Genomic DNA, 13461 nt, shown 5'->3' with positions numbered 1-13461 from the left:
AGACTTTGGGATTCGCACATGCCAAGGACGCGCCGTGCCCAGCGAAACGCCACTTCTCCCGTTCGATGCAGTCATCCAGGCAGCCCTCGCTTTGGACGACGCACTCGACCATGGCCTTTTTCCCCAGGCACGCCACCAGACGCGCGTGGTCGCCCTCCGGGCCGACGGTGCGGGCCACCCGCAAATCGCAGCATGTGCGCATGCCCTGCGGGGAATCCTCGAGCGCTCCATCCGGCCAGCACCAGAGTCGTGGGCGGCCGCCAGGGAAGACCTGCATCGCGCCATTGACGACGCGCTGATGTAGCTTCGCGTCAGCGGCCCTGCCGGCCTCTGACAGGAACTTCCGCCTGAAACAGGACAACCTGCAGGGCCCCCGCATGCGGCCTCGTCACCCTTGGTCCCGGACAACTCACCGATTGCGTGGGTCGTCCCGGAGAACCGGGCGACCCTGTCGGTCAACGTCCACTCAACCTGCACAGGTTCCCGCGAAACGGTCTGTAAGAACATCATTCGACGGACGTTCCGTGAATGAACAGCCGCCAACGCCTGGCCATCGTCACTCGTCACGTCGACATTTCCAATGCATGGAGCCATTGAGCATCAAGGCCACATCGTCCGGAGATGCATTATGACCGACACCACATTGCACGCCGTCCGTCACGCCCGATTGCTTGAAGTGCTCTCCGAGCTCAAACGGGACGGCGCGCCAACAGCAGCTGACCGGGCGATGCTGCTGGGAATTGATGAAGACGAGCTCGCCCGTCTGGTTCGAGGCGCGCCCGTCAGTGATGCCCTAGCAGAAGAGATTGAGTTTCTCATGGGTCAGCCCGCAGGATGGATGGACACGCCAAGGGAGATGGAGCCCGCGTGACTCCTTCCCGTCCGGTACGACGCGGCCCCGTTTCCCTGCACGGTGAGCTTCTGGACTCGGGGTACATGATGGAAGACGAATCTGGCTTCAAAGAAGCAGAGAAGGTCCGTATTCACGGCATCGGTGCACTGGGCGGCAAATAGTGGGAAATCGACGTGCGGGGAGGCCGCACCGTGCTCGACCCCGACAGCCAGTCGCGTGCATTTGACGGGCCTAACGATGGACGCCCGGGCGACCGCTGACCGCAACGCCGGTCCGAGGGGTTGGTCGACGGTCAGTCCGGCGGATTTGTGCACTTTTGCCTCACATAGGGCGGGGCATCTTCCATCCGTCTGATACTGTGAATGCCCGATGGATTCTGCCTACACCATTGATGTGGACGTCGAACTGGTGCCCGGCCGGGGCTATTCCGCGTCGTACATCATCGTTGACCCCGACGGCGCCGTTGTCCGCCGCCGGCAGCTCGCCCGCCGGTTTGCGTCGTACTCCGAGGCGATGGTCTGCGCGCTCGACATCGCCAAGGTGACCGTGGCTTCATTCCCTGACGCGACTTCGACATCCATCCGGCCCGACGATGGTGTGGCAAGGATCCCCGCATCCTGGTCCGTGGCGCCTGGCGGGCGAAGCCGAAGGGGTGCTACCGAGGTCGACCATCCGGCATGACGAGACCGGGCTGCCGGGGATGCGGGGACGCGGAAAGTGTGGCCGCGCGGCTGACGATGGCCTTCCAGCCGATTGTCGACCTTGCCAGCCAGATGGTGTTTGCTCATGAAGCACTGGTGCGTGGCATCGACGGCGAATCAGCGTACGACGTGCTGTCGTCTGTGGCCCATGAAAACCGGTATGCCTTCGACCAGGCCTGCCGCATCACTGCCATTCGCACGGCCGCACAGGTCTGCCCGCCAGCGCTGCTCTCCATCAATTTTCTGCCGAACGCGATCTACAACCCCGAGCATTGCCTGCAAGCGACGCTCGCAGCGGCAAAGGCCTCGAACTGGCCGCTGGAGCGGGTCATTTTTGAAGTGACGGAGCACGAAGAGATTGTCGACCACGACCACCTCGTGCGCATTCTCGCCGCCTACAAGGCCCACGGCTTTTTGACCGCCATCGACGACTTCGGAGCGGGCTTCGCCGGTCTGAATCTACTCGCCGACTTCCAGCCGGACCTGCTGAAACTCGACATCGGTCTTGTCAGAGGCATCGATGCTGACGCCAAGCGCCGGCGGATCGTCGAGCACACCGTTGCCATGTGCGATGACCTTGGCGTGCGTGTTATTGCCGAAGGGGTGGAAACAGAAGACGAATGCAGGGCGCTCCTCGACCTTGGCATTCCACTGCAGCAGGGATTCCTGTTCGCAAGGCCGCAGCTGGCGTCGTTGCCCGTGGTGGCATGGCCGGCGTTGGACGACCGTTGATAGCAAGCGGTCCAGGGAAGATGCCACACGCTGCAGCGCCAACCCTGTATGGATAGCATCGCTTGCCTCTCGCAGCTGGGCAGCGACCAAAAACGCGCCAAGCCTTGCCGGGGCGCGTTGGCTGCCAGAGACGGAATACGAAAAAGCCTGCGCCCGGGAAAGAGCGCAGGCCAAGCCCGTCCGTGGTCAATTGGGGGTGCCTCCTGTGGAGGCGATGCGATTCTCACGAATGGCATGCACAGGGTATCCAATCGACGCGTCCAGAAAAAGGCTGTCGTTCACCGTCTCGTCGGACGCCATCAGTGCCCCGCGCACGTGAAATGGAATGGTCATCACGAAACGATGACTTTCCCCACCGCATCATCCGCGCCCGTGACGCAGTCCCTCCCACCCCCCGCTGCGTCACACGAGCCCCTGTCCATCAGCAGGGGCTTTTTTCTGTCAGACGGCCAGCCACGAGCGGCCATTTCATGCCCAGGAGTACGAATGGCGCAGGTCCGCATCTACATCATGTATCCCGCCCACAACACGCGGACCTGGCATGTCTCCATCAACGGCCGGGACGGGGAGTCGTACCCCGATGGGCTCCTTGCGCTGCATGCAGCATGTGACCGTGCTCGCGTGATGGAAGAGATGGGGGACGAGGTCACGGTGCTCCAGGAAGACGCGGACGGGGCGTGGCACGTCGTCCGGGAGTGAAGTGGGGGAGGCACGCGCGACACGGCCGCGCCGTACGGACGTCTAAACGAAGGCTGAATCCGGCCTCTTGAACTGTTCTGGCCCGACCCTATCTGCGTTTTGCCGGCGGAACACCGGCCTTTGCCTGGCATCAGGCGAGCACCCATTCCATTTCCTTGTACCTGGAGGATTTGCCATGCGTACTCTCACCCTCAATCCCGTTTTTCGCGCCAACGCCGGCCTCGACCGCGTCTTTGATCTCATCGAAGCAGCAGCCCAGCGCCAGGGCGACGATTTCCCGCCGTTCGATTCCATCCGTTTGTCAGACAACCGTTTCCGCCTCTCCATCGCCGTCCCGGGTTTCAGGGAAGACGAAGTCGCCGTCACCCAGCACAAGCGCGAACTCATCGTCAGCGGTGAGCGCAAGGCGGACACGGAAGGCGAATACCTCCATCAGGGCATTCCGTCGCGCGTTTTCAGCCGCAGGTTCCAGCTCGCGGAGCACACGGAAGTCACCGGTGCGACACTCGCCCACGGCCTGCTGTCCATCGACCTTGCACGGGAGATACCGGAGGCCGAAAAGCCCCGCACCATCCCGGTGAGCATCTCCCCGGACCGGGCCGAACCGGTGCGCCAGATTGAGCAGAGCGCTGCCTGAAGACCGCTGCCCGCCCCGGCGACGGGGCGGGCCTTTTATGGCAAGCATTGAAGAAAAGTCGTCGCGCTGGTCCGTGACCAATGCAGATTTGACGTGGGCCGAGGCGTGGCGTCCGCCCGCCCGGCCCGTACGCCGCGAGTGCATCGATTGCATCCATTTCGAGCCCGACACCGTCAATCCGAAGGGTGGGCTTGGTCGCTGCGGAAAGCGCCCTGGCCTGAGCGTCTTTCCGGGCGTCGATATGCGATGCAGCCAGTATTCCGGAGCACGGTTGCTGAACCGCTGAACGCGCCGCCCTTGTCATGGCCCCGTTTTTCTTGGCAGGATTTTGAAAACCGATTGGCCATCCAAACCTGTCCGTTTTCGTTATGCCACTCCGTCGCCTTCCCCGCATTGTTGGTTTCGAAGTCCCACCGCTCAAAGCCGCTGTTGATGTGGTGCGTGACCCACCCATTGTGGGTTTGCTGAGCGTTCCGCCCACCCGGCCCTGGGTTGATGCATTCATCATTGAGGCGGCGCTGACGCGAAGCACGCTTGGCGACGCGCTGTTGTCCGTCGACGGAAACCGGGTCTTGTTTTATGCGTCGGCATCCAACGCCCGCGCGCGGTGCAGGGCCGTCCGTGACATGGTCGAGAAGGTGAGCCGGCAGCTTTTTTCCGGAAAGGCTTCCGGTCGTTCCGGCAGCGCTGCCTCCATCGGAGAACGCATTCCCCGCAAGCTCTTGTTGGTCGAAGACGACGAGGTCTTGCTGGACGTCACGACAGAAGTACTCGGGAGCAATGGATGGGCTGTGACCGGGATGACCAGTGCGGCGGGGGCGACGGCGGCACTCGATGAGTCATCGTTCCACGTCGTCATGACCGACATCGATCTTGAGTCCCCGGGGCGGGGCGTGGTGCTGGCTGAAGACGTTCATCGGCGCTGGCCACGGACAGGCGTTGTGGTGGCAACGGGTCTTCGGGATGACGCCATTCCACGCCTCCCCGAAGGCGCGCTTCTTTTGACCAAACCCTACCAGCGGCGGCAGCTTCTGGCCGTCTTGAACCTTGTGGCGGGGGCGGGGGCGCCGCCCGGTTAGGCATCAAGTCACTTCGCGATGCGGTCCACTCCGCCCGGCGGGGATTTATTCCCCATTTGATTGACAGGGGCGTGGGCGCGCGCAGGATGGGACCAAGGGGGCCGCATGACCGTGGCACGGGCTCCCCGTTCCCTCTCCCGGGACGTCCCGTTTGAAGGAGTTGCCCTTGAGAACCCAGGTCATTGAGGTGGTCGACGAATACGGCGCGCTGCTTTGTGCCCAGGTGACCTTCGAGGTCCGGGGCCGGGAGGTGGTGTGGTCGGCAGAGTTCCCCGGCACCACCCTCGCGGTTCCCCTGACAGGCACAGCGGGGAGCGAAGAGACGATGCCTGCCGCCTTGCAGGCGGCCGTGCTCCGCTGGGGCATCACGTCCGGCGCTTCGCCCCGATTCAGCTGACGCTCAATGGCTTCCGTCATGCGCCTGCACGAACGTTTTGGCTGACGACGACCCGGAATGGTCAGGCGCAAGGTGGGAGGCCGGACCGCAACGGTTTCGTGTTTGCATCCACCAATGGTGGATGGACTCCGACGACGTGCCGCCTATCTGGACGCGGGCCGCACAAACCAGGGATTTTTCGGAAGCGGATTCCGTGCCCAGCACGTCTGGCAGCGGAAGAATTCACCCATGGCGTCGAACCTGCGAATCCGTTGCGCGGCCGGCATGCCGCATCGCTCACATATCCAGGGTGGCGCAGGCGCTGGCGATGGTGGTCCGCTCACCCGTGGCGCCACTTGGTGAGGAGGGCCTCGCTCCCTGATGCGTCCTCGGCCGCCCGCGTCAGTGCCTCTTCTTCTGTGTCGAACAATGCGGTGCTGCCCGAAGCGGCGGCGCCTTTCACGGACGGCGACGTTGCACCCATCGCAACGGGCTCATCGGCGTAAAGGGCCCACCGTGCCTTCCAGGAGGGGGCGGGGGCAGCGATGCGCTCGACCTCCACAAGTGCCCAGTGCTTCCCGATTTTCGTGAGCGATGTCATGGATGGTGCCCTGCTCATGCGTCCAGCGCCGAATCCATCGGCCGGTCCAGCCACCCCCGGGGCCTGTGGGTTGCCCATTCAATCTCGCGGGCCACCGCATCCGGGATGGGGCGGTCTTTGAGATACGCGCGAAGGTCTGCGTCGGTGAGGCCGCCCAGCAGCTCGCCGAGAAGGTCCCATGAGCCGGCGTCGCCTTGCTGCAGCTCGGCGACCAGATGGCGAAGGTTGGTGCAACGGGTCGCTTGCAGCGTCGGGTCGAGGTCGCCGGTCGGGTCGTCCTGCTTTGTCATGCGGTGGTCTTCCCGGCCTGCGTGTCGGGCGCCGGGCCATGCTGGTCAGTGGACGCTTCAGCCGCTGCTACCGATGGCCCGCTTCCCGAGCGGGTCCGGAGCCGGCCGGAAATTCAAAGGTCCAGTATGGGCGCAGCAGTCGTACATGGCTACCTGGCGTTTGAGCGGCCGCCAATGGGGAAGCCAGACCGCCTCAAGCGCGGGGCGCGTGAGGCGACTTCACCATCTCCCGGTCCCAACTGGCCGCATGGCACGTTCGATGGCGCCGTCGAGCTCCGTCCGGCTGAAAGGCTTGATGAGGCGCTCGGCGTGGGCGGGCACACCTTCCATGGATTCACAGGGGTCGGACAGCATGACGAGCACGGGCATGGCAGGGTGCGTCCGCCGGGCATCTGCCAGGTAAGCCCCCGCCCGGTCCTCCCCGGGTGCCGGGACGGCCGCCGCCAGAAAATCGACCAGGTTCTCTCGCTCGATTCCCCGGGCAGCCCCCGCATGGGTGTTGAAGGCGAGCGTTGCAAACCCATGCGTGCGGAGCACGTCAGCGACAGCCTGCGCAAGAGCCGAGTCGGGTTCGATAATGACAGCGAGACGTTGGCGGGACATCGTTGACCTCGCAGGCAACCGCGCGGATGAGGGTGTACAATTGTACAATGACGCACACCTGCACCTACACCATCGAAGCGAGCGCCGACGGCCGCTTTCGGGGACGCTATGAGGTGTATGAGGCGAGCGGGCGGCGGGTTGCCATGGGAGCGGACCGGGCCGACCACCGGACGCGGCAGGAAGCATGGGCCAGTGTCTGGGCGCTGGCAAGGGACGTTCTGCGTGGACTCGGCTAGCATTGCTGCCCCAGCCGGTGGGGAAGGGCTGGCCAAGGGCGCGCCGCGACCTGGCCCAATGGGCGCGGCGACCATGGCATATCGTTCTGACCCGGCCGCTCAGCGCCCGGCAACGCCCCGCCGGCACACGGCAGCTGTGGCGGCAACGATGTCTGCCCGCTCGATGGGAATGGGGATCGATGCAGCCCCGCATAGATGTGTTGCCGTCGCGCTGTCCGTGCCGGCCAGGATGAGATACGCAATCCGGCCCTTCGCAAGCGCTTCAGTGATGCTGGAGGCGTCGGGCATGTCCCCGTCGAGGACCACCACCAGGCGGCGGTTGCGCGCCGCCAGAACGGCCGCGAGGGCATCCCCGGCATTGTGGTGGGCACCGGCAATGGACGCCCCGTGATGCTCGAAGGTGTTTGCCAGCGTCTGGCACATCAGGCAGTCGGCGTGGATTACAAGGAGGTGGCAGCGGGCCATGGGGCCAGTGGTGGGCATCGGATGGCCGCGTGCGAGGGAACAACAGGCTAACGGGCCCGCTGCATGGACACCGTGCACCGGGCGGTTGGTTGGCATCTCCAAGGCAAGCACTTCACGTTCGTGAAAGATGGCTGCTTGAAGCGGGAAGCTCTTTTGTCGATAAAAAGGCCGGGCCTGTCAGGGGAGGGCCGTGATGATGGATGAGCTGCAACGGGTGAGGCGAACCAACCTTCGCCTCTTGCTCAATGAACTCCGCCGCGAGGGCATTGCCCATCGCGAGTCCAGGGCGCGGATGCTGGGCATCTCACCCGAGGACTTCCAGCGCATCGTAGACGGCGCGCCCATCAGCGACCGGCTCGCGCGGGACGTCGAATGGGCCATGAACCGGCCGCGTGGGTGGCTTGACCTTGTTTCACCTGACGCCATCGCCTGACGGCATCCCGACTTGTCAAGCTCCTGTGCGAGGAGCCAACGCCTGTGCCGCTGCTTTCACTCAGGCAGCCCGGTGGCGCGCCGGGTGCACTGCCCATGGATGGCCACGTGCGATGAGGGGCCTGCCGCAAGAGTGGCCAGCCGCACCGCGCCTGTAAGGACTGCACGCAGCGAGTCGAGAGGCGCTACAGGCTGCCGACGGGCCGGTTGAGTACCCATGTGCGAGAGCTCGATGGCGCATCCACTCCCGGACATCGGCGAGAGGATGACCGCCAGTGCATGAGGCGCCGTGACATGGTCAGGCATGGACAATGGCGGCGGGGGCGGGACCTCGGCGACGACGAGAAGACAGGGGCTTTCCTCGCACACCACCATGATGGTCGCCTCGAGCAAGGCTGCGCCCAACGTGTAAGGCCCTGCCGTCACGGTCGTCGATGCGCCGTGGTTGTGGTTGCGTGTTGCCCAGTTGCCGGCGAGCGTGCAAGACACCAATTGGAGGAACGTGAGCGGGGAGACCGCCACGGGTGTGGTGGTGACACTGCGGAGCAACCGGTCGACCGCTTGGGCATCCCCGGAGTGGGTTGCAAAGACCGATTGCAGGGTCGAAGGATCCCCGCCCCAGGCTGCGCATGCGTCAGCCGCAGCATCAAGGGCGAGCCGCTCGAACACCGATGCCCGCCGGCCATGCATGCCCTGGACCGGCGCGGAAGACGACACCGCCGAGACGCGCACCTGCAGGCGGACGGCTTGATGGTGAGCCGGGCTTTGCGGTTGGGTCGCCGTGCGGGCAGGGAGCAGTTGCGCGTTCAGGCAGGCATCCTGATGTGGGGTGCACAGCATGCACATCCTGGGTGGTTTCCCCACGTGAAGATGCACACCGTCGGGCGGCCCTTTCATCAACCGTTCCCATACGTGTGCTGACAATGCGCGGCTCGACCAGGAGACCGCCTATGAGTGACCCGACATCGCGCGTGCCGACCCGGATTGACTATGAGGGCGTCGACCACCCGGGGAGTGACATTTTCTTCGCAGCGGTCTCCACCACCCGCATGCCGATGATAGTCACTGACCCGAGGAAGGCGGACAATCCCATCATCTTCGCCAATCCCGCGTTCCTGCGCATGACCGGGTACTCAAACGAGGAACTCATCGGGAACAACTGCCGCCTTCTGCAGGGGCCCGGCACGGACCGCGTGACCATCGCCACCATCCGTGACGCGGTGGCTGCCAACCAGGAAATCGCCACCGAAATTCTCAACTACCGCAAAGACGGCAGCACGTTCTGGAACGCGCTTTTCATCTCCCCCGTCTACGATGCCAACGGGGAAGTGGTGTATTTCTTCGCCTCCCAGCTCGACGTCAGCCGCCGTCGTGATGCGGAAGACGCGCTTCGCCAGGCGCAGAAGATGGAAGCGCTCGGCCAGCTGACCGGGGGCATCGCGCACGACTTCAACAACCTGCTGCAGTTGATGATTGGGTATGTGGAGTCCGTTGAAGCGGGCCTTGCCAGGCCCGACCCGGACCGCGAAAAGCTCCTGCGCTTCATCGGGGGTGCAAAAGCCGGCATCAAGCGCGCGTCGACCCTGACGTCCCAACTCCTCGCGTTTTCCCGCAAACAGACGCTGCAGGGCCGCATCGTCAATCCCAACCAGGTCGTGGCCGACATGCAAGACATGCTGGGACGCTCCATCGGCTCGGACATCGTTCTCGACCTCGAGCTTTCACCGGCCACCAAAAATGCACGCCTGGACCCCACCCAGCTCGAAGTCGCCTTGCTCAACGTCGCCATCAATGCGCGTGACGCGATGGATGGACGGCCAGGCAAGCGCCTCATCATCCGTGCGCGAAACGCCACGCCGCTCGAAGTCAACAACCTCGGTGAACTCTCAACGCGCGGTGGTGAGTACGTTGCGATTGACGTCATCGACAACGGCACGGGCATGCCGCCGGAGATTGCATCCCGCGTGATGGATCCGTTCTTTACGACGAAGGACGAGGGCAAGGGTACTGGCCTTGGGCTGTCCATGGTCTATGGCTTTGCCAAGCAATCGGGCGGCGCCGTTGGACTGACGTCGAAAGAGGGCGAAGGAACCACAATAACGATGTACTTCCCCGTGGCCGTCGAGGTCGATGACGGGCGGAGTGCTCCACAAGTCAGCCGCATCGACCGCGCATCGGACCGGTCCGGCCATGAGCGCGTCCTGGTCGTCGACGACCGCCATGACCTCGCTGAACTGGCCCACACCATTCTCGAATCGCACGGGTACGACGTGGTGTCGCTCAGCGACCCGGAAGAGGCGCTCAGGCAGCTCGAGCAGGACGACGGATTCGACGTGCTCTTTACCGACATCGTCATGCCCGGTGACGTGAACGGTGTGGCACTTGCGAGAAAGGCGCGCGCCATCCGCCCCGCAATCAAAGTGCTGCTGACGACTGGCTACGCCTCACAGTCCGTGCAGCGTACGGATGCCGGCGGCATCGCCTTCGATGTGCTGAACAAACCGTACTCAAGAATGGATCTCCTGCGGAAAATCCGCTTCGTGCTCGACGGTCCCACGGGCATCAGCTGACGCAGGCGCGCGCCAAGGGCGCCTCGCCTGCGTCCTGGTTGGCGGGTCATCTGCGGCCCGTCCCCGGCCGCCCCTCATGGCCACACGTCGGGGGGTACCTCGGTTGGCGACAGGCGGCGGACAGAGGGCGCATCAGGGGCGCCGACGGTCGAGGCGAGATAGACCGTGACCCCCGGCTTCATGGCGTAGACCCGGGTGATGGCCTGCTCGACATGGGTGCCGCAGCCCGCCCCGAGCAACACCGCCCTCACCGTGCTGAAGGCAACGAGGTGCCTGACCGCATCCGGCCAGCTGTCGACACTCACGACACGCCGGGCAGGCGGCATGGATGCGAGGAAGGGAGCCCATTCAGGACCACACCCGACAAGGAGCCAGTGCAGCGTCTCGCTTGAACGGTCAACGTCCATCCTCCCTCCGACCTCCGCATTGATGGTGATGCATACGCAAACCGGCGCTGTCCGGATGCATTTGCAGGGCCTCTCTCCCGCCAGACGAGACCGTCACGAACGCGGGCAAAACGCATTCTCATTTCGCCCTGTTGGTCTTCGACGATGCATGATGCGACCGACCGCCATGGGACCACCTCCAGATGCCCTGCCACACGCCGACCCGATCGCCCACGTCCATACGATGACCGATACAGGCCTGACATATTGCCGCGTGGCCGCTGGCGACATGGTCGCGTGCCTGACGGTCCATGCAGGCGGGCGATTCGCCGATTTCGAGGGTCTCGTCTGGTGCGCGGGCAGGGTGGCGTTTGAGTTTTCCGGGTCTGTCAGCGTGCAGGAAGGGGCGTTGGAAACGGCCCTCGAGGCCGCGCTTGCGGCCCGTCTCCGCCAGAGGGCGGCCCGCGAGGCTCACCAATCCGATGCCCCCGGATTGACCGGCTGGCCGTGACGCGCGCCGTCAGGGCGCCGCGCTTGTTCGCAGGCTCCGGGGCACTGGCGGCGGGTCACTCGCGCGCTTTGCGGGCTGGCTGCGTCGGCGCTGTCGGTGCCTCCTGAGGCCATCCGTCGTTGAGATGCCCCTCAAGCGCGTGCGCCAACCGGTCGACGGCAAGGAGTAACGCCGCCGGGCGGCCCCCAGCCGCCTCAAGGATGGCGTGGCTGAGCCCGGCGGACAGCTCCCCGACATCGACCATTCCCGCCAGTGTCGCAACGTGCTCGATGGACAAGGTGTGGGCGAGGGCCTGGGTCAGCTGGCCACTCTCGTTCCAGTCGCACGCGCCCCAAGTCCTCAATGAGGCCGGTCAGAACCTGCGCGTAACGAGGGTTTGTCGCGTCAAACGACGGCATGGGACGGCGCACATGGGCATCGGGCGAGGATGTATGTATCAACGGCTGGGAGGTTTGCACATCGGAAAAAGTCAAACCTGCTCACCAATGTGAAGGACCGCTTGTTCAACCCAGGGACGAACCGGACGACATAGAGTGGGCCGGTGCCCCGACCGGCGTCACGAGGGATGCATGGTGCTTGGCAAGGTCATCTGGTTCCACGACGAGCTGCGGATGGCGCTCATTGAGCGCTGCGGCGGGTTTACCGTAGGCTCCGTCGAGGAAGGAAGCCTGACCCTTGGCGGATGTGTGGAGGGCGAGTTCCGACAGGCGGGGCCGACCGTCGTCAAGGACATGGGCAGCGGCGCTTTGGCCACGTTCTTCGTGGAAGCGGAGGCGATGACCGAAGACGAGGCGAACGAACTGCTCGGAATCGTCCGGACCTGAGGGCCCGTAGGCCGTGTGATTGCGGCGGAAGTGGCCCGGTGCCGGACGTCTCCCGGCAACCGGACGGGTCACGCCACCCGCGTGAACGGCACGACGTCCCGGATGTGTGCGTCAAAGAATTGCCCGAGCGACGGAGCGGTCCGGAGCCGCGCGTACAAAATGCCGCTGACGGGCGCATAGCGGTAAACCGCGCCGGACAGGAATTCCACTTCCATCACTTGCGCATCCGGGTCGTAGCCAATGGTGGCCATGACCGACGATGTCACCCGCTCCCGCATCATTGGGTCGCGCTCCGCCAATCCGGCAGGCCGTCGGACCCCAGGGGACGGTGACGCGCCCGATGCCCGGCGATGGTTGAACCCACGTCAGTTGCTCGGGGGAACAACGAGGTGGAGGGGAAAGCCCAAGCGTGCCTGCTACTCCGGCCGGTCCAGTTCATCCCGGCCGATATCCTCCATTTTCCGCTGTTCGAAGGATTCAAGGAGCGGGCGGAGTTCGAACTCGAAGATGTCCCGTTCAAGTGCCGTCAGGCTCCCCACGCCTTGGTCCCTTGCCTTGACCGCGACAGCGTACCCGGCGTCTTCCGTTGTGAGATAGCCGCTGGAGATGGCATCCGTCAGCGATGCAGTCAGTTCGTTTGCGATGTGATCATTCCAGCCCATTCGTCTCTCCTGTGCTCTCCGTTGCCATGGCAGCGATGCCGACGGGACGCACGGCGAAGTGCGTTGCGCGCACCTCCACCCGCGTCTTGCGTCCGCTGGAGTGGTGCAAGCAGCACACCTGCCGTCTTATTGACTCACTCCCGCCCGGTGACCGCTACCGTGACCCGCAGCCCTGCACCACGAGACCAATAGCGCCGTCCGGAAACAGCTGGCTAGCCACGCTTGCTCGACTCGGCAAGGCCGGGTGTGGGTCATGACGTTCCCGTCTGGTCGGCCGGGCCGGCTGGCAACCGGAGATGCGTTGAAAGCCGGTTCCAGCCGACTCCGCCGTAAGCGCATTTTCAAGATTCGCCGATGACGGCGGCGCATGTTTGGGCAATGGCCTGCTGCACAGTGCGTTCACGGCGCGCCCGTCTGTAAAGTCAGGCAGGAGCCATCATGCCTTGCGTGCGGTCTCCGACGGGTGATTCAGCCGCCGCTGGACCGTCAAGCCAGCCGTCGGGCAGCTCCATCATCCACTCAATGTCGCGGGCAACGTCGTCGGGGAGGGGGAATCCGGCGATGTAGTTGCGAAGCGCCCCGGCCGGGATGCCAAGTCGGATGGACTGGGCGCGCAGGGTCCCATAGCCCTCCAGCGTCATCCTGGCGAGAAGTTCGGCAAGACGGGGGTTCGATGCGCGGACGGGAGCAGGCGTGGGGAGCATGGCGGGCCTCGGGGAATGCAGCAGTGTCCCGACAGCTCCGGGAAGGGCGGGTGAAGGGCCGCGATTGCGGAAAGTACTGAGGCGCACATCCCGTCCCTTG

At 64.6% G+C, this 13461-nt stretch carries 20 protein-coding genes; 12 read left to right on the top strand and 8 right to left on the bottom strand.

All coding sequences use genetic code 11. The features are described from left to right. Positions 1 to 34 precede the first annotated feature (34 nt). The 9 genes from ABIE56_RS01975 (at position 35) to ABIE56_RS01935 (ending at position 5098) form a co-directional block, all read left to right on the top strand. Positions 35 to 304 carry a hypothetical protein gene (locus tag ABIE56_RS01975; RefSeq protein WP_429242158.1) on the top strand — a complete coding sequence of 90 codons (270 nt, stop codon included), beginning with the start codon at positions 35 to 37 and terminating at the stop codon, positions 302 to 304. A 324-nt stretch (positions 305 to 628) separates the two neighbouring features. Further along, entirely contained in the window at positions 629 to 871 is a 243-nt protein-coding gene (locus tag ABIE56_RS01970) for a hypothetical protein (RefSeq protein WP_429242157.1), read from the top strand. Between the two features lie 351 nt (positions 872 to 1222). Beyond that, positions 1223 to 1534, top strand: coding sequence for a hypothetical protein (locus tag ABIE56_RS01965; protein ID WP_429242156.1), 312 nt, complete (start codon positions 1223 to 1225; stop codon positions 1532 to 1534). Beyond that, the gene (locus ABIE56_RS01960) at positions 1531 to 2286 is read left to right on the top strand and encodes an EAL domain-containing protein (protein WP_429242155.1); all 756 of its coding nucleotides are present in this window, start codon (positions 1531 to 1533) and stop codon (positions 2284 to 2286) included. Before ABIE56_RS01965 ends, ABIE56_RS01960 begins: the two co-directional genes overlap by 4 nt. A gap of 486 nt (positions 2287 to 2772) precedes the next feature. After that, on the top strand, positions 2773 to 2985 hold the full coding sequence (locus ABIE56_RS01955) for a hypothetical protein (RefSeq protein WP_429242154.1): 213 nt from the start codon (positions 2773 to 2775) through the stop codon (positions 2983 to 2985). Positions 2986 to 3160: 175 nt separating this feature from the next. Then, positions 3161 to 3622, top strand: a complete 462-nt coding sequence (locus ABIE56_RS01950) for an Hsp20 family protein (RefSeq protein ID WP_429242153.1) — start codon at positions 3161 to 3163, stop codon at positions 3620 to 3622. Between the two features lie 37 nt (positions 3623 to 3659). Then, positions 3660 to 3908 carry a hypothetical protein gene (locus tag ABIE56_RS01945; protein WP_429242152.1) on the top strand — a complete coding sequence of 83 codons (249 nt, stop codon included), beginning with the start codon at positions 3660 to 3662 and terminating at the stop codon, positions 3906 to 3908. An 82-nt stretch (positions 3909 to 3990) separates the two neighbouring features. After that, the gene (locus tag ABIE56_RS01940) at positions 3991 to 4701 is read left to right on the top strand and encodes a response regulator (protein ID WP_429242151.1); all 711 of its coding nucleotides are present in this window, start codon (positions 3991 to 3993) and stop codon (positions 4699 to 4701) included. Between the two features lie 166 nt (positions 4702 to 4867). Further along, on the top strand, positions 4868 to 5098 hold the full coding sequence (locus tag ABIE56_RS01935; RefSeq protein WP_429242150.1) for a hypothetical protein: 231 nt from the start codon (positions 4868 to 4870) through the stop codon (positions 5096 to 5098). A gap of 594 nt (positions 5099 to 5692) precedes the next feature. Here ABIE56_RS01935 and ABIE56_RS01930 read toward each other — a convergent pair. From ABIE56_RS01930 to ABIE56_RS01920, 3 genes are all read right to left on the bottom strand, one after another. Beyond that, positions 5693 to 5968 (bottom strand): hypothetical protein, encoded by a 276-nt coding sequence (locus ABIE56_RS01930; protein WP_429242149.1) that lies wholly within the window; start codon positions 5966 to 5968, stop codon positions 5693 to 5695. 219 nt (positions 5969 to 6187) lie between these two features. Next, complete coding sequence (locus ABIE56_RS01925; RefSeq protein WP_429242148.1) at positions 6188 to 6571, bottom strand: hypothetical protein; 384 nt, start codon at positions 6569 to 6571, stop codon at positions 6188 to 6190. Between the two features lie 335 nt (positions 6572 to 6906). Next, positions 6907 to 7230, bottom strand: coding sequence for a hypothetical protein (locus tag ABIE56_RS01920; protein ID WP_429242147.1), 324 nt, complete (start codon positions 7228 to 7230; stop codon positions 6907 to 6909). 235 nt (positions 7231 to 7465) lie between these two features. On the opposite strand from ABIE56_RS01920, the gene ABIE56_RS01915 reads away from it, so the two are divergent. Beyond that, entirely contained in the window at positions 7466 to 7705 is a 240-nt protein-coding gene (locus ABIE56_RS01915; protein WP_429242146.1) for a hypothetical protein, read from the top strand. 56 nt (positions 7706 to 7761) lie between these two features. On the opposite strand, the gene ABIE56_RS01910 is transcribed toward ABIE56_RS01915, so the two are convergent. Next, positions 7762 to 8544, bottom strand: coding sequence for a beta-ketoacyl synthase chain length factor (locus ABIE56_RS01910; RefSeq protein WP_429242145.1), 783 nt, complete (start codon positions 8542 to 8544; stop codon positions 7762 to 7764). Positions 8545 to 8654: 110 nt separating this feature from the next. On the opposite strand from ABIE56_RS01910, the gene ABIE56_RS01905 reads away from it, so the two are divergent. Further along, on the top strand, positions 8655 to 10274 hold the full coding sequence (locus ABIE56_RS01905; protein ID WP_429242144.1) for a histidine kinase famiy protein: 1620 nt from the start codon (positions 8655 to 8657) through the stop codon (positions 10272 to 10274). Between the two features lie 74 nt (positions 10275 to 10348). On the opposite strand, the gene ABIE56_RS01900 is transcribed toward ABIE56_RS01905, so the two are convergent. Then, entirely contained in the window at positions 10349 to 10681 is a 333-nt protein-coding gene (locus ABIE56_RS01900; RefSeq protein ID WP_429242143.1) for a hypothetical protein, read from the bottom strand. Between the two features lie 1059 nt (positions 10682 to 11740). Between ABIE56_RS01900 and ABIE56_RS01895 the strand changes: the two genes are divergently transcribed. After that, on the top strand, positions 11741 to 11995 hold the full coding sequence (locus tag ABIE56_RS01895; protein WP_429242142.1) for a hypothetical protein: 255 nt from the start codon (positions 11741 to 11743) through the stop codon (positions 11993 to 11995). Positions 11996 to 12063: 68 nt separating this feature from the next. Here ABIE56_RS01895 and ABIE56_RS01890 read toward each other — a convergent pair whose 3' ends face one another. The 3 genes from ABIE56_RS01890 to ABIE56_RS01880 form a co-directional block, all read right to left on the bottom strand. Further along, positions 12064 to 12246, bottom strand: coding sequence for a KTSC domain-containing protein (locus tag ABIE56_RS01890; RefSeq protein ID WP_429242141.1), 183 nt, complete (start codon positions 12244 to 12246; stop codon positions 12064 to 12066). 165 nt (positions 12247 to 12411) lie between these two features. Then, positions 12412 to 12657: a hypothetical protein gene (locus ABIE56_RS01885; protein WP_429242140.1), complete on the bottom strand. Its 246-nt coding sequence runs from the start codon at positions 12655 to 12657 to the stop codon at positions 12412 to 12414. A gap of 422 nt (positions 12658 to 13079) precedes the next feature. Then, positions 13080 to 13361: a hypothetical protein gene (locus ABIE56_RS01880; protein ID WP_429242139.1), complete on the bottom strand. Its 282-nt coding sequence runs from the start codon at positions 13359 to 13361 to the stop codon at positions 13080 to 13082. Between the last annotated feature and the right edge of the window lie 100 nt (positions 13362 to 13461).

It is taken from the genome of Luteibacter sp. 621, assembly GCF_050435445.1.
Lineage (GTDB): Bacteria > Pseudomonadota > Gammaproteobacteria > Xanthomonadales > Rhodanobacteraceae > Luteibacter.
This window is presented reverse-complemented; position numbering and strand designations above follow the sequence as displayed.

Excerpts from the sequence above, each read along its gene's own strand:
- ABIE56_RS01970 (WP_429242157.1), top strand. The coding sequence starts at position 629 with ATGACCGACACCACATTGCACGCCGTCCGTCACGCCCGATTGCTTGAA.
- ABIE56_RS01965 (WP_429242156.1), top strand. The coding sequence starts at position 1,223 with ATGGATTCTGCCTACACCATTGATGTGGACGTCGAACTGGTGCCCGGC.
- ABIE56_RS01960 (WP_429242155.1), top strand. The coding sequence starts at position 1,531 with ATGACGAGACCGGGCTGCCGGGGATGCGGGGACGCGGAAAGTGTGGCC.
- ABIE56_RS01955 (WP_429242154.1), top strand. The coding sequence starts at position 2,773 with ATGGCGCAGGTCCGCATCTACATCATGTATCCCGCCCACAACACGCGG.
- ABIE56_RS01950 (WP_429242153.1), top strand. The coding sequence starts at position 3,161 with ATGCGTACTCTCACCCTCAATCCCGTTTTTCGCGCCAACGCCGGCCTC.
- ABIE56_RS01945 (WP_429242152.1), top strand. The coding sequence starts at position 3,660 with ATGGCAAGCATTGAAGAAAAGTCGTCGCGCTGGTCCGTGACCAATGCA.
- ABIE56_RS01940 (WP_429242151.1), top strand. The coding sequence starts at position 3,991 with ATGCCACTCCGTCGCCTTCCCCGCATTGTTGGTTTCGAAGTCCCACCG.
- ABIE56_RS01930 (WP_429242149.1), bottom strand. The coding sequence starts at position 5,968 with ATGACAAAGCAGGACGACCCGACCGGCGACCTCGACCCGACGCTGCAA.
- ABIE56_RS01925 (WP_429242148.1), bottom strand. The coding sequence starts at position 6,571 with ATGTCCCGCCAACGTCTCGCTGTCATTATCGAACCCGACTCGGCTCTT.
- ABIE56_RS01920 (WP_429242147.1), bottom strand. The coding sequence starts at position 7,230 with ATGTGCCAGACGCTGGCAAACACCTTCGAGCATCACGGGGCGTCCATT.
- ABIE56_RS01915 (WP_429242146.1), top strand. The coding sequence starts at position 7,466 with ATGATGGATGAGCTGCAACGGGTGAGGCGAACCAACCTTCGCCTCTTG.
- ABIE56_RS01910 (WP_429242145.1), bottom strand. The coding sequence starts at position 8,544 with ATGCTGTGCACCCCACATCAGGATGCCTGCCTGAACGCGCAACTGCTC.
- ABIE56_RS01905 (WP_429242144.1), top strand. The coding sequence starts at position 8,655 with ATGAGTGACCCGACATCGCGCGTGCCGACCCGGATTGACTATGAGGGC.
- ABIE56_RS01900 (WP_429242143.1), bottom strand. The coding sequence starts at position 10,681 with ATGGACGTTGACCGTTCAAGCGAGACGCTGCACTGGCTCCTTGTCGGG.
- ABIE56_RS01895 (WP_429242142.1), top strand. The coding sequence starts at position 11,741 with ATGGTGCTTGGCAAGGTCATCTGGTTCCACGACGAGCTGCGGATGGCG.
- ABIE56_RS01890 (WP_429242141.1), bottom strand. The coding sequence starts at position 12,246 with ATGGCCACCATTGGCTACGACCCGGATGCGCAAGTGATGGAAGTGGAA.
- ABIE56_RS01885 (WP_429242140.1), bottom strand. The coding sequence starts at position 12,657 with ATGGGCTGGAATGATCACATCGCAAACGAACTGACTGCATCGCTGACG.
- ABIE56_RS01880 (WP_429242139.1), bottom strand. The coding sequence starts at position 13,361 with ATGCTCCCCACGCCTGCTCCCGTCCGCGCATCGAACCCCCGTCTTGCC.